The organism is Desulfosarcina sp., assembly GCF_055467485.1.
Window position 1 is genome coordinate 76,353 of record NZ_JBUOIV010000005.1, and the last position, 20,759, is coordinate 97,111.

Sequence of the window (20,759 nt, forward strand, 5' to 3'; positions counted from 1 at the left end):
CTTGAAGACATCACCTGACATCAACAAGCGGTGCCAATCTGCGGATCGGCCGTGCATGGCTGTTAGGCGGCCAGTTTGTTATGGATATATTCACCGATCAAGCGCACGGTCGTCAATTTGGGATAATCGTCCTCATCGATCCGCACGGCATATTCATCGCGAAGCACCAGGGCCACGGTGGCCAGATCCATGCTGTCGATGCCCACCTCATCCACCAGGTCGATATCCGGATCGAACGTGGCGGCGGTGACCTCCTCCAGCTTGAGTTCGTCGATCATGATCTCCGCGATGCGAAGGATGATTTTATCAGTTTCCAATGCCATCTTGATCAGTCTCCTTTGTGCCTATTCCAAAACGTCCCCGTTCAGGGACACATCCTATGGTTTGCCGGCACTCAGCCGGATCAGTCCGCTGCAGATCAGACCGCCGTCACCGCTGATACGGAAGCTGTGGCTGCTGTTCATATCGCCGGTCTTTACCGTCAGGATCAGGTCCTGATCGGGATGAATCATCTGCTTGAAACGCACCCGGCTCACCTGGGTGGCCGGTAACGGCCGATCCAAGGTCCGGCACAGCAGGTCGTGGACCATGCCCAACTGGGCAACCCCCGGGAGCACCGGTGCTTCGGGAAAATGTCCGTCGAACCAGGGCGAGCTTGCCGGAACCCGTATATGGGCCGTAATCTCACCATCCGTCACCTGCTTGTCAAACGTCCATTCATACCACACTGTCATCGATTTTTTAACCTGCTTTTAACATCTAATCAATGATCCAATCGCCCGCCAGATTGGTTTCAGCGGATCAGATACTCCCACAGCGGGCCTGAAAAGCCTTTTTCATACATGCGGTCGATGGTGGCGGCGGTTTCCTGGCCGCCTGCACCAACCACCCAGTTGGCGCGGCCGGCGGCCTTTTCAGCCACCCGTCTTTGGATCGCATCGTCATCAATTTTTCCGCCATGGTAGAAAACCGGTTCAAGCAGGTCCGTTCCCGCTTCGATATGCCCGTCATCCGCGCACTGGTGAAACAACGCGGTATGGGGGTAAACCCGCATGCCGCAGAATAGAAATAAAACCGTTTTCCGAAGGGTGTCAATATGGTTCAGGGTTTCGTCCAGGGTCTGCCGGGTTTCGCCGGGCCCGCCCAGCAGAAAGTAATGGGCCACGTGACGACCAGCCGCCAATGCCGCTTCATGGACGGCCAATACCTGTTTGACCGTGAAGGGTTTGCCGTAGGCGCGCAGCACCGTGTCGGATAGTGAATCGGTGCCGAACTCCACATGCTTCAGGCCTGCACCGGCCAATGTGTCGAAGTAACCGTCCGGCATGGGCAAGGGGGTGAAGAAGGCCCCCCAGGGAATGGTCAGGCCGGCCCGCCTGAAAGCCCGGGCCACCTCGAGCGAGTGATCGACGTCGGCATTGAACGATGAATCCGTGATATACAGGTAGCGGGCCCCTTCAGCTTCCAGGGCCAGGGCCGTTTCCGCCGCTTCGGCCGGCGCCACCAGCCTCAGTTTGCGTCCCTCGATGAGCGGGTAGGTGCAGTAGATGCACCGGAACGGACATCCCCGCTTGGTCTGCAGGTTCAGCATGGCGCCGTGCTTGAGGTACCAGCGATGGTGCGCCGAAAGCTGCACTGGGCGCGGTTTGCGCGTTCCGGTCCACGGTTCCGGAAAAGGGACCTCGTGTGCGTCGGGCATGATCACGCCGGGCAGACCCGCTGGATCTTGACCGGCCTCCAGGGCATCGATCAACCGATTCACGCGCTCGCCTTCGCCCACGATGCCGAAATCCGCGTTAAGTTCCGCCAGCACCCGCCGGGGAAACAGGGTGAAGCCGCTGCCTCCCAGCACTACCGGCGCCGTGGACGCCTGACGGGCGGTCGACACCACCGCCCGATAGCCACCAATGAATCCCACCGGGTCGGTGGTGTCGGTGTTGTCGATATTGCGCAGGGAGATTCCGATCAGATCCGGATCGAATCTCCGGATGCTTTGCGCAAGCCCATCCAGGCTGTCCAGCACGTTGAGGTCTTCGATGCGCACCTGATGCCTGCCATGGATGGACGCGGCGACGTGATCCAGACCGATGGGATAGACCGGATAGGGTGCCCTCAGCGTATTTGCGGAAATAAGCAGGATTTTCATTACACTATCGTAAAGCCATCAATAGACAAGGACGAAACAGATGCTAACCCATTGTTGTGGAGGACGGGTCATTGATGAAGCCGGCCAGCGACCGCACCGAAGCGAAGACCCGGGCGCCCAGTTCGCGATTGTCTATGGCTAGCCCGTAATCCTTTTCGACCAGCATTACCATCTCGAGTACATCGATGGAGTCGATTCCCAGACGCCCTCCCACCAGTTGCTCGTCCGGATCGATCGATTGCGGTGCAACGTCCTGAAGATTAAGGGCATCGACAATTTTTTCACGTAATTCACTTATCAATTTATCCATGGGGCATTACCTTTACAGACCAGATTCATTCGTGTTATATCCTGCCGCCTAAAAAGACGACATACTATATATTGATTATTATCCTTTTCAAGCCTTTTTACACGAAATGGCCGTTGACAATTCTAAACCTGCCCGCCTGACCGCCGAAGCCCTGCTGCCTCATCGGGGACGAATGCTGCTGGTGGGCGAGATCCTGTCCCTGGATGACGAACAGGCCACCACCTTGTCCGTTGCCCATCGGGACTGGCCGCTTTTCAAGGACGGGACCATCAATCCGCTGATCCTGGTGGAACTGGTGGCGCAGACCGCCGGCGTCCACAACGGTCTGAGACGGCTGAAGACCAGAGGCGATGACTCGGAGACCCGGGGGTGGCTCGTGGGCGTCAAAAAAGCGGTGTTCCATGTGGACGCCATCGCCCTCGGGGAGCCGGTGAGAACCACGGCCAGAAATGCCTTCGTGTTTGAAAACCTGCGCGAAATCACGGGCACGGCTTCCATCAACGGCCGCCTGGCAGCCGAGGTGACCCTTCAGGTGGTGGAGGCGGGTGACCCTGCTGATGGCTCATAGCCGACGCTGATAAAAATATGGCGGTCATGGACATTAACAACCGGGATTTCGGTGATCCGGGAGGTCAGAATAAAATGCCAGACAATGAGAATCGACCTGTGGCCCTGGTGACCGGTGGCTCCAAAGGCATCGGCCGGGCCATTTGTGTGGAGTTGGGCCGCTGCGGATACGATGTGGTGGTCAATTACCATTCCGACCAAAAGGGTGCCGCCGACACGCTCGCGCAGGTGCGGGACCAGGGGGGAGGCGGTCGAACAGTGGGCTTCGATGTGAGGGACGCCCAGGGTTCGCAGCAGGCCATTGAAACCCTGCTGGCCGACATGAAATCCCTGGACGTGCTGGTGAACAATGCCGGTGTCACCGCCGATGGACTCTTTCTGATGATGCCCCGCGAAAACTGGAAAAAAGTGGTGGACACGACACTGGACGGCTTCTACAATGTCACCCGGCCGATCATCGAGAAAATGATACGCCAGCGCAAGGGCAGCGTGGTCTCGATAGCCTCGGTCTCCGGCCTGGTGGCCAACCGGGGACAGGCCAATTACAGCGCGGCCAAGGCGGGCCTCATCGGTGCCAGCCGCAGTTTGGCCGCCGAGGTTGCCCGACTGGGCATCCGGGTCAATGTCGTCGCCCCGGGACTCATCGAGACCGACATGATCAAGGATCTGCCATTGGGCAATATCAAGGCCATGATCCCCATGGCCCGGGTGGGAAAACCCGAAGAGGTGGCCCGGGTGGTGCGGTTTCTCTGTTCGGACGATGCGTCCTATATCAGCGGGCAGGTCATCGGCGTGAATGGCGGCATGTGCTGACCGCTGTCGTTTTCGCAAACCTGCCGACATGTGATTGTTAACTGGTTCAATATTTGGACGGATGGGCTTCATCAACAATCGAGTTTGCAACTATCCTTATCCATGGCAGTTGAGGCGATCTTCCGGACGCTTGCTGTGGTCTCTTTTATTGATATCCGCATGCCTGTGCCTGGGCTGGGCGGACACCTGGGACGGCATCCGTGCGGCCGCCGAACGTGTAGACAGTATCCGTGCCGACTTCGTCCAGGAGAAGCATCTGCCGATTCTGGCCAGGCCGCTGATATCCGAAGGGCGCCTTCTATACCGGCGGCCGGATGCGTTGCGCTGGGAATACACGTCTCCGGTGAAGAGTGTCCTGCTCATGCACGGCGGTGATGCCAGACGCTTCGTCCAGTCCGACCAGGGGCTGGTTGAGGATGCCAGCGTCCGGTTGCAGGCCATGCAGTTCGTGATGCCGGAAATCAGCGGCTGGCTGGGGGGGCGGTTCCAGGACAACCCCCTGTTCGACGCCAGCTTGGACGGCGTCAATAAAATCATTCTGGTGCCGACCGATCCGGGCATGGCACGGTTCATTCAGCGAATCGAATTGCTGATGTCGGACCGCCCGGGGGTGATCGAAGAGGTGCTGATTTTCGAAAGCGATGACGCTTTCACCCGCATGGTGTTCAGCAACACCCAGGTCAATCCTGCCCTGGATGACCGTCTTTTTCAGGACGCGCAATGAAGCCAATAACGCTGGCTGTCGTATTGCTGCTGGGTGCCTGTGCCCGCATGCCGTCGGTCGTGCCGGTGGAAAGCGACCGTCAATACCGGACCGAAGCCCGTTGCCGATCGATTTATCCGGAAGGCCGATGGCAGCTGGTGCATACCCTCAATGTCCGTCTTCATCGCGGCTATCAGGCTACCCTGACCGGGGTGATCATCCTGTCCACAGCCGATTCACGGGTTCACTGCGTATTGATGACCCTGGAAGGATTCGTGCTTTTCGAAGCGCTGGACAACGGCGAGGTGATCGTGAAACGGGCCTTCGGGCCCTTCGATAATCCGGAATTCGCCAAAGGGGTGATGAGAGATATCCGGCTTATCTTTCTGGCGCCCGAAGGTGAGATGTCGGCTGCCGGAGCATTTGCCGATGGCGCCGAGGGGTGCCGCTACCGGACACGCGACAACCGGTTCGTCGATGTGATCGCCATGGCTGACGGCCGCTGGCGAATCCGGCAATACGAGCCCGAAAAGACCGTGTTTGTCGATGCGGTTGACCAACGCGGTCTTTCACCCAAACTGACCCTCGAGGCCGGTGGAAAGACTTCCTACACACTGATGATGACCCTGATTGAAGCGATTCCACTGCAATAGTGGTCGCTTCCCGCTTAAGGACGGATATGAAATTCAAACTGATCTATCCCCGCTGGCCCAAACTGATGCGCCAGACCGAGTTCCACCTGCCTCCCCACGGTCCGGTGGTTTTTGCCGCCACCCTGCCGCCTGAAGTGGATGTGGAATTCGTCGACGAGAATCTTGAAGTCCTTGACTTCGACGCACCGGCCGACGTGGTCGGCATTTCCATGATGCTGACCGCCCAGGTGAAGCGGGGATGGGCGATCGCCGATGCCTACCGGGCCAGAGGCGTACCGGTTATTTTTGGCGGCATCGCCACCATGCTTCATGCCGAAGAGACCCAGAAGCACGCCGATGCCGTGTTTCTGGGCGAGGCTGAAGGGCGCATGGAACAGGTGCTGGGCGACCTGAAGGCCGGCCAACTGAAAAAGAGATACGACTACCTGGCCGACCCACCCCCGGTTGAAATGGTGGGGCCGGCCCGGCGGGACATCCTGAAAAAGGAGCTGTACAACTACCGCGGCATCCAGATGGTCGACCTGGTGCATGCTTCCCGGGGATGTCGATACAACTGCTACCCGTGCTGTGTGGCCTATCTGGGGGGACGGCAGTTCCGGCCGCGCCCCATCGACAAGGCAGTCGCCGAGATGGCGGGCATAGACAACAACCGCTTGTTTATCGTGGACAACTCGCTGGCCCAGGACACCCGCTGGGAGATGGACCTGTTCCGGGAGATGATCCCGTTGAAAAAAAAGTGGTGCTGTCATCCCATCGAGGACGATCCCAAAGTATTGGACCTGGCGGCTCAGGCCGGTGCATGGTACGTCTACCAGGCGGTGTTCGACACCTCGGACAAGATCCGGGATCGGATCAAGCGTTACCATGACCACGGCATCGGCGTGGAGGGAACCATCCTGCTGGGGCTGGACAACCACACCGAAGACGGCATCCTCAGGTTGATCGACTTTCTGCTGGACATTGAGCTGGACCTGGCCGAGTTCACGGTTCTCACTCCCTTTCCCCATACCAAAGCCTACGAGGATCTGAAGCAAAAGAACCGGATCCTTTCCTTTGACTGGAACGAGTACACGGCGGACAAGGTGGTCTATCAGCCCAAGCACATGAGCGCCGAACGGCTTCAGGAGCTGTTGACCCATGCCTGGGACACCTTTTACCAAACCGAGTCCCAGGGCATGAAGATGTCCAATCTGTTCCAGCAGGTGATGCGCAAGGAAAAAGCGGACGGCACCTTCCGTCCGCGCAACCGCTCCCTGGCGCATCAGGCGTTTGGCCGGTCCGTCTGAAGCAGGGCCCTGGCAGCGGCTTGATCAACGCGGCGATTCCTTTTCCAACTGAAATGAAAGAACCGGTTGGGCGGCAGGATGCCTCTATAGGGAAGGACGTGAACGAGCGATGGGACTTAAAGAGCACGAATACATCAGGCAGACACTGGAGCGCTACACCAACTGCAAGTTGGAGGATTTCTGCAGCCACGTGCTGATCACCAATTTTCGCCAGTACATCAAAGCCTTTTCCGAGCAAACCGGGTGTGAGATTCATGAAGGCAATTTCCGGATCGTCAATGCACCGGAACTGGACTGCACCATGATCGATTTCGGCATCGGATCGCCTCAGGCGGCCCTGGTCATCAACGGCCTGGCCTACCTGGATAATCTGAAATCGGTGGTCATGCTCGGCATGTGCGGCGGCATCGACGACATCCTGGAGGTCGGTGATTTCGTGGTGCCGACGGCCGCGATCCGGGGGGAGGGAACCAGCCGCCATTACCTGCCCATGGAGTTTCCGGCACTGCCGGCGATGTCCGTGAACCTGCTGTGCATCGGCGCCGTCAAGGCGCGCAAGATTGTCCCCCGCTGCGGCATCGTCTACACCACGGACCGCCGATTGTGGGAGTTCGATGACGCTTTCGTGGAGCACCTGCGTTGTCAGCGAATCCTGGCGATCGAAATGGAACTGGCCACGCTTTTCTCGGTGGCTTACCGGTATGAAGTGCCCATCGGTTCGATCATGCTGGTTTCAGACATGCCCCTGCAGCGTCGCGGCATCAAGGATAAGAAACTGCACGAGGAGATATACAAGAAGCACATGAGCATCCACCTGGACATCGCGATGGATGCCATTTCCAACCTCAAGGCCCGATGGCCGGATGTGGAACGGCAGCTGCACAGCGAGTGGTGAGCGGACCCGCGAACCACGGAACGCCGCATGCTGTGTTGCCAGGCGAGTGCAGCAAATGACCCCGGTTCGACCCCGGCGCCCGGTCGGCATTCACGTCCGTCCCTTATCGATCCGTCGTTCGATCTTCTCATCACGGCACTCCCCTGAATCCCGCTAAGGGTTTTATAAGTGGGATTTGGGGTATTGCGGAGATCTTGCGGGCGTTGTATAAATGGCATGCGGGACAGGCCAATGGCACCTCCAACTGTTCCGCCGGGGGCCGGTGTGGATCTCCTGCCAAAAGGTTCAGAATCACCCTCAACCCCGGCACCCGGCCCCCGTTTTAAGCTTTTCGATGCAACGCGATGACCGTTTCCTGCACCGGCGCCACCGATTCTGAGCCAATCACCGAATCAACCGGTGGGGGCTTCAACATGGCGATGACCGGTCATCTGTCATGCCGATGCGCAACGGCTGTTCTGGAAGGGATACATGGCACTGACCAAAGCGGATCTCGTCAACCAACTCTGCCTGAACATGGGGTTCAACAAAGCCCAATCGTTCCGGATCATCGAATCGTTGCTGGAGATCATCAAGCACGCCCTCGAATCCGGGGATGACCTCCTGGTCAGCGGGTTCGGCAAGTTTTGCCTGAAGCAAAAGCGTGCGCGCAAAGGCCGCAACCCGGCAACCGGGGAAAGCGCCCTGTTGCCGGCCCGGCGGGTGGTGACATTCAAATGCTCCGGATGCCTGCGCGAGCGGGTGAACGGCAAATAGGGGAAGGGATCGATCGACACCTCGCGATGCCGTCCGGGTGCACCGGTTTATGCCGGCTGGATGATTTCCAGTTCGATCTTGGAAAAGTCGTCTCGGCGAAGGGAGAGGTGGTAGCCGCGCACCTTGATGTTGATCCTGTCATCGGCGGCCTCCACCTCCTCCAGTTCAATGATACTGCCAGGCGTGATGTCCAGTTCCTTTAACTTGTCCACGAGGGTGCCTTTGCCTTTGACGCGCACCAGACGGGCAATCTGCCCCGATTCAAGGCTTTCCAGGGTGATCGTCTCCCGCTTGGCCTGCTGAAAATGCCGCTGACGTTTTTTCAGATCGTCCAGGCATCGGGTAATGGCGTTCTCACACCCGGACAGGGCATTGTCTTTCTCGCAGAACTGGCGAAACCCCCCGATCCACTCCTCACCCCCCCGGGGGCATATCTGGATGAACTCCACGAAGCGAACCAGCCGGTCGATGATGGTCGGCGAAACGGCGTGTTCCATCTTGCAGGCGGTGTCTTCCGCCTCCTGCTCATCCACATCGAGCACCTTGGTGAAAAAATCCTTGAGAATTTCGTGGCGACGTACAATGTCCCGCGCCAGGATTTCTCCGCGGGGAGTCAGGGTGATCACATCGTAAGGGGCGTAGTTGATGTGCCCTTTTTCCGCCAGCAGCCGCAGGGCACCGGTGACCGATGCACTGTTGACCGCCATGCGGACCGCTATGTCCTTTGCCCGTGCGGCCTTTTTCTCGGAGACGATGTGGTATATGGTCTCTAGATAATCCTCCATATTGGCGCTCAGTCGCTTGCTTTTCGGCATGGCATCACTTATCTTTGTTTGGTGTCCGATTGAATAAATAAGCAGTTCGTACCATGAATGCCGCGGTTGGCGAATGGGTCAACGCGGGTACACCATTTCCCACGGAGTGTACACGGGCGGCTGAAAATGTGTCAAGGTGATTTTGGGATGCCTAAAAAAGCAAGGACAGTCAATAAAATACACCCTTAAGCTAGGGCTCGCCCGACCCGCTAAGCCCTCAAGGAGGAACCGATGACGGAAAACAGTGCGCTGGATATCCTTAAACATGCAATCCTGCTGGAAAAACGCGGGAAATCATTTTATCGGACGGCGGCAAATCAATCCACGAACAGCGATGTGAAGGCTTTTTTTGAAACCATGGCTGCCGAAGAAGTCCAGCACGTCAAGATCCTTTCCGATCAGTTTAAATCCTTCAAGGAAACCGGTCGATTCAAACCGGCGGACACTTTGGAGACGGGCACCATCTCGCAAAATGTATTGACGCCGGAGGTCAAGGGTCGCATTGCCGCTGCGGATTTCGAGGCTGCAGCCATTTCGGCGGCCATGCTCATGGAGGAGCGGGCCATCACGCTGTATGCCAAACGGGGCAACGAGGCCCAGGACCCGGAAGAGAAAAAGTTATACCAGTGGCTGGCTGACTGGGAAAAAGAACACCTGGCATTCCTGGCCGCCATCGACACGGAGTTGAAGGAGCGAATCTGGAATGACAGCGGTTTCTGGCCGTTCTGACCGCTTGTTGAAAAACGGTTGCGCTTGACGACACAGCGATAAATTTTAGCTCAACCAGCTCATTTATCGTCCATCAACTTCGCTTTTTCCCCAAACGCTGCCTTGTTGTGCCTGCGCTCATGACGTTTTCAACACCCGGCTGAATCAATTTTCACCTGCCTCCCCCGGATGACGCCGCATCGCGGGGAGGCAGGTGATCGACTGCCTTTTTCCTACCCACCAGCTACCACTTTGTCCCGCTACCAACCGTTGAAAAGATCAGCTTCGGTTTTATTATAGTAAAGTGATTTATTGACGTCAGGTTTCGTGGCGGTGGCGCCGACGGTTGAAGGTAAGCCGCGAGACGAGGCCACGCGCCAGTGACGTGTTGTCGGCCACCGCCTGAAAACGCTTCAATCAACATACCCATCACCAATCGTGATGTATAAATAGAGGAGATTCTTACCATGAACGAGAGAGCGAGTGCCAAGGAACTGTTCGAAACCGGAATGGCCGAGTTTGCCAGCGCCAGATACGATAAAAGCATCGCCCTGTTTACCCGGGCAATCGAAAAAGATGCCGGCCATGCGCTGGCGGCTGTCAGTCGCGGGGCGGCCTACCTCAAGCTGGACATGCTTGACCTGGCGCGGGACGATTTTGACCGCGCAATAAAGATCGATCCGGACTATTCCCGGGCCTATCACATGCGGGGGCTGGTCAGCGAGAAACGGGGTGATGACCACACCGCCCTGGCCGATTTCGACCGGGCCATCGATCTGAATCCGGAGTACGGCGCAGCCTATTACAGCCGCGCCACCCTGCACGCCAAGATGGCCAACACGGACAAAGCCCAGGAGGACATCGAAATGGTGGCCCACCTGGGAAATCGCAACATGGAATCCTTCATGAACGACAACAATGTCTGGCAGACGCAGCACATGCGTGTCGAGGACGCTATAGGAACCGAGCTGGAACGCTGACCGCAGCACCGTTCAGCATCGACCCACGATAACCATCCGTGACCGGTGTTTCTCAAATTGGCTTGACGGGATCGGAGAGGATGGGGTATTCAGTCAGACACTTGAATCAAACGCCACGAAGGCGTTGCTCAAACCGGAAAACAGATCTTTTTTCAGGCCACGAAGGCATCGGCTCGAGCGTACCCGCCGCCGACATCGTGGCCTTTTTTTATAAAGGAAAGGCATCCGTGAAGAAACGTGTCTGCGTCATTGACGGGCAGGGGGGCGGTATCGGCTCGACACTGATCAAATATCTCAAGGCCGCCCATGGCGAAACCATCGAACTGATTGCCTTGGGCACCAACGCCATCGCGGCCTCCCAGATGCTGCGTGCCGGCGCCAATCGTTGCGCATCCGGTGAGAACGCCATCTGCCATACGGCGGCCCGCGCCCATTGCATCGTCGGGCCGGTGACCATCACCTGGGCCAACGCCATGCTCGGCGAAGTGACGCCCAAAATGGCCGAAGCGGTGACGACCAGCCCGGCAATCAAGCTGCTTTTGCCCCTGTTTCAGGAAAATGCGGAGATCATCGGAGTGACATCCGAACCCCTGCCCCATCTGGTGCAAACCCTGGTGGAAAAACGCTTAAAGGAGGTACTCGATCATGTGTGAAGCCAATGCCTATATGGTCAAAGACGGTGAGGAAACCCTGCTCATGGAATCGGTCGACCTGGTGGAGCCCGAAGCGAACGGCACCTTCCGCCTGGTGGGGATTTTCGGTGACCAGATCACCGTCAAGGCCAAGATCAAGCGGATGAACCTGGTGGATCACCGCATTTTGTTTGAAGTTTAGAAAGCCAGCCTGCCGATTGATCAAGACAACTTCATTACTTCCCGTACGAGGGGGATGTTACTGGAGTATACGTCGCGCGGTCATATTGTCCGCCATTTCAAGTGAAATGCTCTCCTGAGTGAGAAGTTTTTCCAACACACTCATGTGGTGGTTATCATGAGTGCTTTAAGGCATTCTTGCCTATTTGAGGGGAAATGTCCGTCTTTTCCCATGCCTACCATTGACGATAAATTTTATCGATCCTCTCACCCGGCCTCATAGATATTAACAGTTTGACTAATATAATATCTCAATCTAATCAATCAGCCTTGATAACGGCATCGGATTTGAGCGAACCGTACGTGGGGTGGGGTTCGATTCTTTTACGGTTCGTCGAGCTCGTCGTCATGACCTGAAAGCCTTTCAACCGATTACCAATCACCGCTTGATCATGTTTGTCGGGGATCTTGTCATGCCTTTGCTTTCCTGGCTGTATCGATTCCTGCGCTGGTTTCTCGGCGGGATTTTCATCTATTCCGGTGCGACCAAACTGGTGGCACCCCAAACCTTTGCCGTGCTGATCGAAGCCTATGGCATTGTTCCTGAAGGGCTGCTCTTGCCTGTGGCCGTAATGTTGCCCGCACTGGAGGTGCTTGCCGGTTTCGGGCTGTTTTTCGACATTCAGGGCAGCCTTTCCGTGATTACCGGTCTGCTGCTGATTTTTGTTGCCATTCTGGGATACGGCATCTGGATGGGACTGGATGTGGATTGCGGCTGCTTCGGGCCCGAAGATCCGGAGGCCGTGGCCTTCCATGGGCTCCGGTCGGCCCTTTTCCGGGATCTCTTCATGCTGACGGCAGTCGCTTTTTTATATGGCTGGCGGCGTTTGCGTGGCCTCAAACCGCTGAAAATTGAAATGTTAATGGACAAACAAAAGGAGAACGGATGATGAGCAAGGAAAAGTGGATGCTGAAACTGACGATAATTGCTGTTGTGGTATTTGGCCTGTCATACCCTGCCATGGCCTTGCTTGAAAACAAGTTCGAAAAGGAAGTCGAGAAAGAGGCCGGTGCGGTAAAGCTTGTGCGGGAAGTCCAGCGGGGCGGCTACGATCTGGTCACCACCGAAGAACTCAAACAGTGGATCGACAGCGGCAAGGAGATGGTGGTGGTGGACACCATGCCCTATGCGGACAGCTATAAAAAAATGCATGTCCCGGGAGCGGTCCAGTTTTTGTTCCCCATCCCGGACATGATCGCCTGGAATGCCAAGGAGACCGACGGCAAATCCCAGGATGATTTCATGCAACTGCTGGGCAGCGACAAAGACCAGCCCATCGTGATCTACTGCGGTTTCGTCAAATGCACCCGCAGCCATAACGGTGCCAGCTGGGCGGTAAAACTCGGCTACCGGAACGTATACCGCTACGCCGGGGGTATTTTTGCATGGAAGGGGGCGAAGTATCCGATCGAAAAGTCAGAGTAGCCGATCGGATTCCGTCCCTATGGAAAAGCGGGATGCAAAACCCGAATCCGAATCCGAGGCATTGATTGCCAGCGTCGGAGCGCGCGCCCGCAACCTGTTTGAGACGCGGCAGCTGCTTTGCGCCGAAGCGGTGGTTTCTGCCTTGAACCATGGCTTGAATGGCGGACTCACCGACGCGCAGGCGACAGCCCTGGCCGCCCCGTTCTCCGTGGCATTGGGGGAAAGCGGCTGTTTGTGCGGTGCGCTCAGCGGCGCTGTCCTGGCATCCGGCCTGCTGTTGGGAAAAGAGCAGCCCTATCGCCATCGCAAAGCGATGCGCGACACCGCCCGCCAGCTGCACGACGCCTTCAAAGCGGCCAACGGCGCCACCTGCTGCCGGGTGCTTTCCAAAAAGGTCAGGTATGACAAAAAGTCCCATTTGCAGCAGTGCGCCGACCTCACTGCCCAGGCTGCCGAAATGGCGGCCCGGCTGATTTTAGATGAGCGGCCGGAATTGACGGCACAGGCGGATAATAGGTTTGTCGACCGGAGACAGTCGGCCATTGGCGGCACGCTGTTGCGCCTGGTGCATTTTTTTTCCCGCTGAATTGAAGGAGCATACGGAAAAGGGCGTAAGCAAAGAAGAGCTGTAGATGTTTGGCATGCATGACTTCGGGCTGGATATAGAAGCCCACGCCGATCTTCTCGACGTATGGGCACAGGATTATTTGCAGGCATCCCTGTCTAGTTAAGACTGACCGGAAAGATGGTCTATTGGTGTATGAAAATCCGATCAACCTACCCGAGTCGCGAAATCAACTCCGTAGCCGTGGAGCAGGCCTCACCGCCGGCCGCTTCGATACTCCGCCCATAATTAAGGCTGGCTCGTCCACCGACCACCAGCAGGCACCCATTGTTCAGCAAATCAGACAGGCGCATGAGTTCGTCATGCATGAAGGCATCATCGACGCGGCAGGTGATGCTCAGGGCAATCATCTGCGGGCCAAGCATGGAGAAGGCAGCGGCGATCTCAACAGCCGGCAGATTAAAACCTAAAAAGACCGGTTCCCAGCCGTGATCCTGTGCCGTGACGGCCACAGCCAGAGCGCCGAGGTAACAACACTGGCCGGCCGGCGCGGCGATCAGCAGGCACGGCTTTTCAGTGGTGTCTCTGCATGGGTGCCCCAGCAAACTGATGAGTTGGGTGTGAACGACGATAGCGGCCAATTGTCCATGCACAATCCGAAGTGACCCATCAGACCACCGGCGGCCGACCTGTTCCATGAGTGGAAAAATGATTGCATCGATCAGGTTTTGACGGCTGAAGGTCGCGGCGGCATCTCGCAGTATGCGATGCAGCGCGTTGCCGTCAAGCATGGCAACCGCTTTCAAACAGTGGCCGATTATCGTTATGGGGGTGGTGCCGGCGTACGTTTTTGAACCGCTATTAATAGGACCGTTAGGTCGGGTGGTGGGTTCCGCCAGTTGGACCAATTTCGCCTGATCGACACCGGCAATAGTAGATATGCTGTGGCCATTTTCGATCGCCCGCTTGAGCAGGGTGAGGCGTTCCATGTCCGATTGGCTGAACAGACGGCGTCCGTTGTTCGAGCGTTGCGGTGCCACGGCATTGTAGCGGCGTTCCCACGCCCTGATCACATGGGTGGATAGACCGGTCTGCAAACTGACATAACCAATCGGAAAGCCAAATGGTCCGGGCATTGCTGCCACTCCATTAAAGTAAAAGAAAGGGGAGGGTGCCTCGCTTACGATCATACTCATGGCAAGCGGGCCATTTATCGCCAACCATCCAGCATTCAGAGTATAACCGATGACCTCGTTTACGGATCGAAGATCTGATCCCCTTAAGCAAGCAGTTGGAAATGCCGCTTTTACCCATCGACCAGTTTGGCAATAGCGAGCGCGCATGCGTGCACGGCTTCATCTGGGCCATCCAGGTTGATGATATGGTTTTCAAGATCAAAATCTTCGATATTACAACCATGGTTTTCGACCGTCATCTTGAGTACATTTAAAAATGTTGCCTCATCCATAAGAGCAGTTCCTTCCATCCGTCATCGGTGTCGGCAACCTGGGTTGCCTGAAACGGATTATCGTCTATGTGTTGTCAAACAATGTCAAACAATCTACTTGCCATGGTCATGTCTGTCAAGAAGCATGCGCCGTTAGCAAGGGGTGTCATTAAAATGAGGCACGGGGAACCGGAGTTCCCCGTGCGCGATCGAGGCAAGGCCGTCAGGTGATTTTCGTTGTCTGCAGCTATCCGTCTGTCTGCGGCCGCGGAATTTCGTATCCATCGGCTTCTTCAGTAGACAGCAGGCCACTTTCAAGATCTTTTCCCTTCAGGTCGGTGTAGGCATTCGCCATGCCTTCAGGCGTGGTTCGTATGGGGAACTTGAAACGTTTTATCGTTCCGTTGCGAAACTTGCAGGTCCACATGACGTCTTCGGTCCCCATCATGGGCATGATGCTGCTACCTAAGGGAACAAAGTCCGCATAGCCCCTCACCTCGATCGCTTGCGTCGGGCAGATCTTAACGCACGAAAAACATTCCCAACATTGGTCCGGCTCCTGGTTGTACGCCTTCATTTGGTTTGGATCCAGAACCATCAGATCGTTGGGGCAAATGTACATGCATGCAGTTTTATCCCCGCCTTTGCAACCATCGCATTTTTCAGCGATTACGAAACTAGGCATATAACCTCCTTGCCTGTTCGGGTTAAATGTGACGCCCATTTGCGGTGCCGAAACATTCGCAGATAGCGCCATGATTCATGCCATGCCCATCATGGCACCATTTTAAAATAGGTCATCAGGTCCATGTGTCAATGATTTGTCTAATTTAAGGATCCCATTTATTGGACAATCGGCCATTGATCGATGCGGGCATCTCGTTTCCATTAAAATCCATTCAAAATAACCGGCAACCGGTTCGTCTTCTGCCTCAGGTGCGGCGCATTTGCTGTTCAGCGTTTGCTTAAGGAGTCCTCGGTTTCCGACCAGGTGCGGTTTCAATTCCGTATGCGGCCAAACCAACCAAGGACTGCAGGCGCAACGATTTTTCATACCGACAAACAAAAACTGAATTGCAAATGTCAATATTGTGTTTAATATTTGTCTAATTTTAATTTGGACGATAAATTTGCTTAATCACTTTGCCGATTAAACACCTGTGGTGAAAATGAATGATCGTCGCCAACGCATAAGCGCCAAGAAATCTCGCATCGGGTTAACGGATCGGGATCTCGAACGCCTTTTCGAGATTCATGGCACATATTCGGCCGCAGTGCTGGCCAGGCGGACGGGGTTGCCCTATTTGCTGATCTACAACATCGTTCACAGGCGGGTGAGGTCGGTGAGCCATCGGCACTACGTGACGCTATACGGCCGGCCTGCACCCCATCAGGTGGCGCTTAAGGTGGATGGTACGGCATTCAGGTCAATGGCTGAATTGTGGCTGTTTCTAAATGCCGGACTGACCAGGGCAGACCTTTACCGTGAGCTGTTTGGACTTGAATCTCATCAAAAAACCGATCATCGGATTTTCAATGGAAAGATCAATACCATCGATGCAAGGCTCGAGCACATCATGAGACAAAAATTTTCAGATGCGGGTGTCGACACGCAACTGTTGAATCAATGGCTGGAAGAATTCGACGCGCTGCCGCACAGCGATTGGGTCCCGTACGCCCGCATACGGCCGGCTCTAGTGTATCTGTGGGAAAAATTGGGCGTTCACCCGACATCCGTGTTGAAACAGTCCGTCGCCAGATATGAAACCGGTCTCCTTAAACGCGTTTCCCGGAGCATCGCTGACCGAATTGTGGCCTTGAAGAACAAAACGGAAAAGGAACTCAGGGAAGAGGGAAAACAGGACACCGAGAAGATCAAGGAGTCTCTTGTCGGCGGTAAACATGGGTACACGCTTTACTCCGGCATCAGGGATGAACTGCTTTTTCTGCGCAGAACCACCCGAAGAGGGGCCAAATACTATTTGGGTCGAAGCCCCTGGACATATGAAAACGGGGGGGCCAAACGAATCGCCAATTGGAGAGCCCGCAAGATTTTGCAGGACTGCGATCGGCTTATCCGGCAGTCTCCTGCCATCCCTTTGGCACGTCTGCCGCAGTCGCGGCAACGGGCCCAAGTTCAAAGGCTGATCGATGTCATGGTGGCCCGAACCGCCCAATTGCTTTCCGATAAGGACGGCATCGCTTTCGAAAAGCGCATTCTGCAACCGTCTCACAGCCGGGTTGAGTACAACAACCCGTATCATGGATTTACCCCCTTCGACATGGCATCGCGTGTGCTAGGCATGCAACGCAGGGCCTTCGACCTGATGGTCGCAAAAAATTGTGAAATTTTCAGGTCCGTGGGTAAATTCGCTCAACGCTGGTATCTTCCCGACCTGTATCTGCAGGAGCTGGTCAGGAAGAAAAATTTTGGATTGATCTCGGCCAAGTATGAATTGATGGCCAAAGATTACGGACGCCTGCAGCCAATCGATCCCTGCATGAACTAGCAGGAACCGAATGGCCACGCACAATCGTTCTTAAACGTTCTGTCAGGTTTTGGTGGCCACCACCCACAGATAGAGATCCGCCATTTGACGGTGTGACTTGATTCGAAAGCCGGCTTTCTGCAGTGCATGGATGAATTGCGTCTCGTTGAAGCGGTCTTTTTGTGGATGATCCATGAGCTTGCCGATGACCGGATGGGTAATGTATCGACTGAGGATTTCTTCGCAATAGAACTGTCCATTAGGTTTCAATACCCGATGAATCTCGCCAAGCGAGGCTCGCCAGTCGACGACATGGTGGATTGCACCGAAGTTGAAAACGGCGTCATAGTGCGAATCCGCCATCGGTATATGCCTGATGTTTCCAACCCAGAGGCCCAGCTTGCGGCGATGCTTGGCTTGCCGCAGTCGAACCCGAGAAACCATTTTCGGATCCAGGTCAAATGCATCGACGCTGGCGGCACCAAAGCGGCTGAACAGAAGATCGATGCCAAAACCCGGGCCGCAGCCGACTTCCAATACCCGCTTGCCCTTTGTGGGGCCACCCATTTTAAACAAACGCTCTGCTTCAAGATGGCTTTGCAGGAATGCGCGAATGGGGCTGAGGATGAAAAGTCGCTCAACAAAATTAAGCCGCATGTCATCTACCGTCTAATACTTTTTTCTTTCGAAAATGGGATAAACCCAAGTTGTTAGAACCGGTTTTAGGGGAATCGCTTGAAAAAATGCCAGACCATTTGCGCCGCATCGAAATTGAACAGGGGATCATCGTCAGGAAGACTGGCGGTAAAATACGGACCGGGCCAGACGTGTCCCCAATCTTCGATTTGGCACAGGACGACAACGCTGTCATTCCCACATTTATCCCAACTCCGGACCGATACGGCACCGCCATGGGTGCGGGCGTCGACGGGTTCGCCGATGAACGCGTTGGCATCGACCCAGAAGTGGACAGAATCGGCCAAGGAAAAATAGGATCGTTCGCCTTTTCGGTGCATCGAACGACCCCCATCAACGCGTATGTCATCATCATCCAATCCATGCATGACAAGTATGGGCAAGGGTTTTTTGGGTTTGGGAATGCGCCATGGTGGTGCATCGGCAGTTGGCCGGCCGCCGATACTGGCGGCAATTGGGGCGGCCGCAGCGAGCATCTCTGTATGCTCGGCGGCAAATCGATAGGTCAGCATACCACCGTTGGAAAACCCAACCATGTATATTCGCTGCCGGTCTACGGATAGGCGCGAACAGGCATCGTCAATGGCCGTTGCCAGGTAACCGACGTCGTCAATCTGGTCATCGGCGGCCTTTCCACAGCAGTGACCGGCGTTCCAGTGTTGAAGATAGCCAAAAATACCGATGCCCTCCGGATAAAGGACAACAAAATTCTCCTTGTCTGCAAGGGCACTGAAGCCGGAGATTTTTTCGATGCCTTTGGCCGTATCAAAGGCGCCGTGAATAACGACCACCATCGGCATTTTGGTGGTGCCGTTGTAGCCCGAAGGAACATGAATCCGGTAGGATCGCTGAAAGCCTCCCGTCTTGAGATCCATACGCTGATCGAAAGTCCCAGGCCCCTTGATATTTCCGGATGGCGGCAATGACGTGCAGGCGGTCAGGCACAGCATGACCGTCACGAGGAAGACCAGATCCTGTTTATGCAATGATAGCATTCCTTTCATATTACTTATTTCAGGCATAACCCTTTTAGAGGACCCCATTGGCCCGAATCCGAGACCGGTGCGCCTGACCGATCAAGATCCCATGTGGATCATCTCGGGACCGCTTAAAATACGCGCGCCGCTTTGCCGGGCGATACCCTTGAGCATATTCCGAAACACCCATTGATGCGCCGGGTAGAGGCCGTACCAGTAACCCAACCCAAACAGCCCTCGGGACAGGAATACCGATTGGAGCGTCAGCTCGGTATGGTCCGATCGGGGAGACAGTTGGAACACCATTAGCGCGCCACCGGGCGCCTTCATGCGTGATTCGAGCACCAGCCGGCGAGGGCGATGGACCTGGGATACGCGCCAGAAGTGAAAGTGCTCATCGACACCCAGGTGTTTGGCGTGACGGCGTGTTTTTTTCAAACCAGGGCCGCCGATGAACGCATCCAAAACCCCCCGGGCCAGCCACAGCAGGCGATTGCCGTAATAGCCATGCTCGCCGCCGATGGCCTCGACGGTCTGCCATACCGTCTCGATATCCGTTTCCAGAAGGATGCGAAAACCCATGGTGAGCGTTGTTCCGCCGGCATAATCGGCATCGCCGCAGGCGGTCCATTCCGGCGGCAAAAGGGTGTCGGGCGGCAGGTCGCAGGCATCCTGCTCGGCCTGTGGCTGCCTGTCCAGGGCAATGCGCATGGTCTCCTCAGCACGCTGCAGCACCAGCGGGACGATGTCACGGATGCGGTTGTCCCGGCAGACGACCGGAATACTCAACCCTTCGGCCAGCGGTCTGGCGATGATCGACGGCACAGGCGTGACCAGATGGATCCAGAGGGAGCTCAGTTTGGGGGTCAGCACCGGCACCGGGAAAATGATTCGTGGCATCAGTCCGGCTATGTCGGCGTAAGCATGGATGAGGTCACGATAACTGAGTACCTCCGGTCCGCCGATATCGAAGGTTTCGCCGATGGTTTCGGGCGATTCCAGGCAGCCGCATAGGTAACCCAGGACATCTTTGATGGCGATGGGCTGGCAGGGGGTGCCGACCCACCGGGGGGTGACCATGACCGGCAGGCGGTCCACCAGGTACCTGAGCATCTCAAATGACGCGCTGCCCGACCCCAGAATCATGGCTGCCCGCAGACAGGTGGCCGGCACGGCGCCCTCCCGGAAGATCGTCTCCACCTCGTGGCGTGAACGCAGGTGCCTGCTCAGGCCCGGGTGATCCACGTCGCCCAGTCCGCCCAGATAAATAATTCTTCGGACCTTGCGTGCCGATGTGACCGCCGCCATGTTCAGTGCCGCTGTGCGGTCGGCGTCGGCGAACCCTTGCTTGCCGGCGATCATGGAGTGAATCAGGTAGTATATGACCTCGCAGCCAGTAACCGCCTGCTCGACAGATGCCAGGTCAAGGACATCCATGGCCACGATTTCCACGTTGGCGTGACCGTGCCAGGGCCGGTTTTCCAAGCGCCGTGGGTTGCGTGCACAGGCCCTGACCCGATAGCCTTTGGCGAGAAGCAGCGGCACCAGGCGACCGCCCACATAGCCGGTGGCACCGGTTACCAGGATTCGTCGATTGGCTGCGGTATTTGTTTTGGCGTTTCTGTTCATAGGCGTTTCTTTCACTTTAGATCGCA

General features: G+C 56.1%; 26 protein-coding genes. 15 read left to right on the plus strand and 11 right to left on the minus strand.

Features of this window, described 5'->3' with window-relative positions:
* Positions 1 to 62 precede the first annotated feature (62 nt).
* From ACZCED_RS04115 to ACZCED_RS04130, 4 genes are read right to left on the minus strand one after another with little or no spacing between them, the layout of a single operon-like run.
* Positions 63 to 323 carry an acyl carrier protein gene (locus tag ACZCED_RS04115; RefSeq protein WP_462967630.1) on the minus strand — a complete coding sequence of 87 codons (261 nt, stop codon included), beginning with the start codon at positions 321 to 323 and terminating at the stop codon, positions 63 to 65.
* Positions 324 to 377: 54 nt separating this feature from the next.
* Positions 378 to 734 carry an ApeI family dehydratase gene (locus ACZCED_RS04120; protein ID WP_462967631.1) on the minus strand — a complete coding sequence of 119 codons (357 nt, stop codon included), beginning with the start codon at positions 732 to 734 and terminating at the stop codon, positions 378 to 380.
* A 59-nt stretch (positions 735 to 793) separates the two neighbouring features.
* On the minus strand, positions 794 to 2,146 hold the full coding sequence (locus ACZCED_RS04125; protein WP_462967632.1) for a lipid biosynthesis B12-binding/radical SAM protein: 1,353 nt from the start codon (positions 2,144 to 2,146) through the stop codon (positions 794 to 796).
* 43 nt (positions 2,147 to 2,189) lie between these two features.
* The gene (locus tag ACZCED_RS04130) at positions 2,190 to 2,456 is read right to left on the minus strand and encodes a phosphopantetheine-binding protein (RefSeq protein ID WP_462967633.1); all 267 of its coding nucleotides are present in this window, start codon (positions 2,454 to 2,456) and stop codon (positions 2,190 to 2,192) included.
* Positions 2,457 to 2,562: 106 nt separating this feature from the next.
* On the opposite strand from ACZCED_RS04130, the gene ACZCED_RS04135 reads away from it, so the two are divergent.
* The 7 genes from ACZCED_RS04135 to ACZCED_RS04165 all read left to right on the plus strand — a co-directional run bounded on the left by ACZCED_RS04135 (position 2,563) and on the right by ACZCED_RS04165 (position 8,129).
* Positions 2,563 to 3,024: an ApeP family dehydratase gene (locus ACZCED_RS04135; protein WP_462967634.1), complete on the plus strand. Its 462-nt coding sequence runs from the start codon at positions 2,563 to 2,565 to the stop codon at positions 3,022 to 3,024.
* A 74-nt stretch (positions 3,025 to 3,098) separates the two neighbouring features.
* Entirely contained in the window at positions 3,099 to 3,836 is a 738-nt protein-coding gene (gene fabG / locus ACZCED_RS04140) for a 3-oxoacyl-ACP reductase FabG (protein ID WP_464860261.1), read from the plus strand.
* A gap of 148 nt (positions 3,837 to 3,984) precedes the next feature.
* Positions 3,985 to 4,560: an outer membrane lipoprotein carrier protein LolA gene (locus tag ACZCED_RS04145; RefSeq protein ID WP_462967636.1), complete on the plus strand. Its 576-nt coding sequence runs from the start codon at positions 3,985 to 3,987 to the stop codon at positions 4,558 to 4,560.
* A complete protein-coding gene (locus tag ACZCED_RS04150) occupies positions 4,557 to 5,192 on the plus strand; it encodes a hypothetical protein (protein WP_462967637.1) in 636 nt (211 codons plus the stop codon). The genes ACZCED_RS04145 and ACZCED_RS04150 overlap by 4 nt, the downstream gene beginning before the upstream one ends.
* Before the next feature lie 26 nt (positions 5,193 to 5,218).
* On the plus strand, positions 5,219 to 6,478 hold the full coding sequence (locus ACZCED_RS04155; protein ID WP_462967638.1) for a B12-binding domain-containing radical SAM protein: 1,260 nt from the start codon (positions 5,219 to 5,221) through the stop codon (positions 6,476 to 6,478).
* A 109-nt stretch (positions 6,479 to 6,587) separates the two neighbouring features.
* Complete coding sequence (locus ACZCED_RS04160) at positions 6,588 to 7,373, plus strand: AMP nucleosidase (RefSeq protein WP_462967639.1); 786 nt, start codon at positions 6,588 to 6,590, stop codon at positions 7,371 to 7,373.
* 471 nt (positions 7,374 to 7,844) lie between these two features.
* Entirely contained in the window at positions 7,845 to 8,129 is a 285-nt protein-coding gene (locus tag ACZCED_RS04165) for an integration host factor subunit alpha (RefSeq protein WP_462967640.1), read from the plus strand.
* Positions 8,130 to 8,176: 47 nt separating this feature from the next.
* On the opposite strand, the gene ACZCED_RS04170 is transcribed toward ACZCED_RS04165, so the two are convergent.
* Positions 8,177 to 8,944 carry a metal-dependent transcriptional regulator gene (locus tag ACZCED_RS04170; protein ID WP_462967641.1) on the minus strand — a complete coding sequence of 256 codons (768 nt, stop codon included), beginning with the start codon at positions 8,942 to 8,944 and terminating at the stop codon, positions 8,177 to 8,179.
* Positions 8,945 to 9,175: 231 nt separating this feature from the next.
* Between ACZCED_RS04170 and ACZCED_RS04175 the strand changes: the two genes are divergently transcribed.
* The 7 genes from ACZCED_RS04175 (at position 9,176) to ACZCED_RS04205 (ending at position 13,516) form a co-directional block, all read left to right on the plus strand.
* A complete protein-coding gene (locus ACZCED_RS04175; RefSeq protein ID WP_462967642.1) occupies positions 9,176 to 9,673 on the plus strand; it encodes a ferritin-like domain-containing protein in 498 nt (165 codons plus the stop codon).
* A 446-nt stretch (positions 9,674 to 10,119) separates the two neighbouring features.
* A complete protein-coding gene (locus ACZCED_RS04180) occupies positions 10,120 to 10,632 on the plus strand; it encodes a tetratricopeptide repeat protein (protein WP_464860262.1) in 513 nt (170 codons plus the stop codon).
* A 227-nt stretch (positions 10,633 to 10,859) separates the two neighbouring features.
* The gene (locus tag ACZCED_RS04185) at positions 10,860 to 11,285 is read left to right on the plus strand and encodes a DUF3842 family protein (RefSeq protein WP_462967644.1); all 426 of its coding nucleotides are present in this window, start codon (positions 10,860 to 10,862) and stop codon (positions 11,283 to 11,285) included.
* A complete protein-coding gene (locus tag ACZCED_RS04190; protein WP_462967645.1) occupies positions 11,278 to 11,466 on the plus strand; it encodes a CooT family nickel-binding protein in 189 nt (62 codons plus the stop codon). Before ACZCED_RS04185 ends, ACZCED_RS04190 begins: the two co-directional genes overlap by 8 nt.
* A gap of 451 nt (positions 11,467 to 11,917) precedes the next feature.
* On the plus strand, positions 11,918 to 12,394 hold the full coding sequence (locus ACZCED_RS04195) for a MauE/DoxX family redox-associated membrane protein (RefSeq protein WP_462967646.1): 477 nt from the start codon (positions 11,918 to 11,920) through the stop codon (positions 12,392 to 12,394).
* Positions 12,391 to 12,930 carry a rhodanese-like domain-containing protein gene (locus ACZCED_RS04200; RefSeq protein WP_464860263.1) on the plus strand — a complete coding sequence of 180 codons (540 nt, stop codon included), beginning with the start codon at positions 12,391 to 12,393 and terminating at the stop codon, positions 12,928 to 12,930. The genes ACZCED_RS04195 and ACZCED_RS04200 overlap by 4 nt, the downstream gene beginning before the upstream one ends.
* Positions 12,931 to 12,949: 19 nt before the next feature.
* The gene (locus ACZCED_RS04205; RefSeq protein ID WP_462967648.1) at positions 12,950 to 13,516 is read left to right on the plus strand and encodes a C-GCAxxG-C-C family protein; all 567 of its coding nucleotides are present in this window, start codon (positions 12,950 to 12,952) and stop codon (positions 13,514 to 13,516) included.
* Positions 13,517 to 13,707: 191 nt separating this feature from the next.
* On the opposite strand, the gene ACZCED_RS04210 is transcribed toward ACZCED_RS04205, so the two are convergent.
* From ACZCED_RS04210 to aprB, 3 genes are all read right to left on the minus strand, one after another.
* Positions 13,708 to 14,838, minus strand: coding sequence for a MerR family transcriptional regulator (locus tag ACZCED_RS04210; protein WP_464860264.1), 1,131 nt, complete (start codon positions 14,836 to 14,838; stop codon positions 13,708 to 13,710).
* Positions 14,802 to 14,963: a hypothetical protein gene (locus ACZCED_RS04215; protein ID WP_462967650.1), complete on the minus strand. Its 162-nt coding sequence runs from the start codon at positions 14,961 to 14,963 to the stop codon at positions 14,802 to 14,804. Before ACZCED_RS04215 ends, ACZCED_RS04210 begins: the two co-directional genes overlap by 37 nt.
* 226 nt (positions 14,964 to 15,189) lie before the next feature.
* Positions 15,190 to 15,627: an adenylyl-sulfate reductase subunit beta gene (gene aprB, locus ACZCED_RS04220; RefSeq protein ID WP_462967652.1), complete on the minus strand. Its 438-nt coding sequence runs from the start codon at positions 15,625 to 15,627 to the stop codon at positions 15,190 to 15,192.
* 610 nt (positions 15,628 to 16,237) lie between these two features.
* Here aprB and ACZCED_RS04225 point away from each other — a divergent pair.
* On the plus strand, positions 16,238 to 17,452 hold the full coding sequence (locus ACZCED_RS04225) for a hypothetical protein (protein WP_464860265.1): 1,215 nt from the start codon (positions 16,238 to 16,240) through the stop codon (positions 17,450 to 17,452).
* 42 nt (positions 17,453 to 17,494) lie between these two features.
* Here the strand turns inward: ACZCED_RS04225 and ACZCED_RS04230 are convergent, their stop codons facing one another.
* The 3 genes from ACZCED_RS04230 to ACZCED_RS04240 form a co-directional block, all read right to left on the minus strand.
* A complete protein-coding gene (locus tag ACZCED_RS04230) occupies positions 17,495 to 18,088 on the minus strand; it encodes a class I SAM-dependent methyltransferase (RefSeq protein WP_462968288.1) in 594 nt (197 codons plus the stop codon).
* Between the two features lie 65 nt (positions 18,089 to 18,153).
* On the minus strand, positions 18,154 to 19,113 hold the full coding sequence (locus tag ACZCED_RS04235) for an extracellular catalytic domain type 1 short-chain-length polyhydroxyalkanoate depolymerase (protein WP_462968287.1): 960 nt from the start codon (positions 19,111 to 19,113) through the stop codon (positions 18,154 to 18,156).
* A 90-nt stretch (positions 19,114 to 19,203) separates the two neighbouring features.
* The gene (locus ACZCED_RS04240; RefSeq protein WP_464860266.1) at positions 19,204 to 20,733 is read right to left on the minus strand and encodes an SDR family oxidoreductase; all 1,530 of its coding nucleotides are present in this window, start codon (positions 20,731 to 20,733) and stop codon (positions 19,204 to 19,206) included.
* Positions 20,734 to 20,759: the final 26 nt, after the last annotated feature.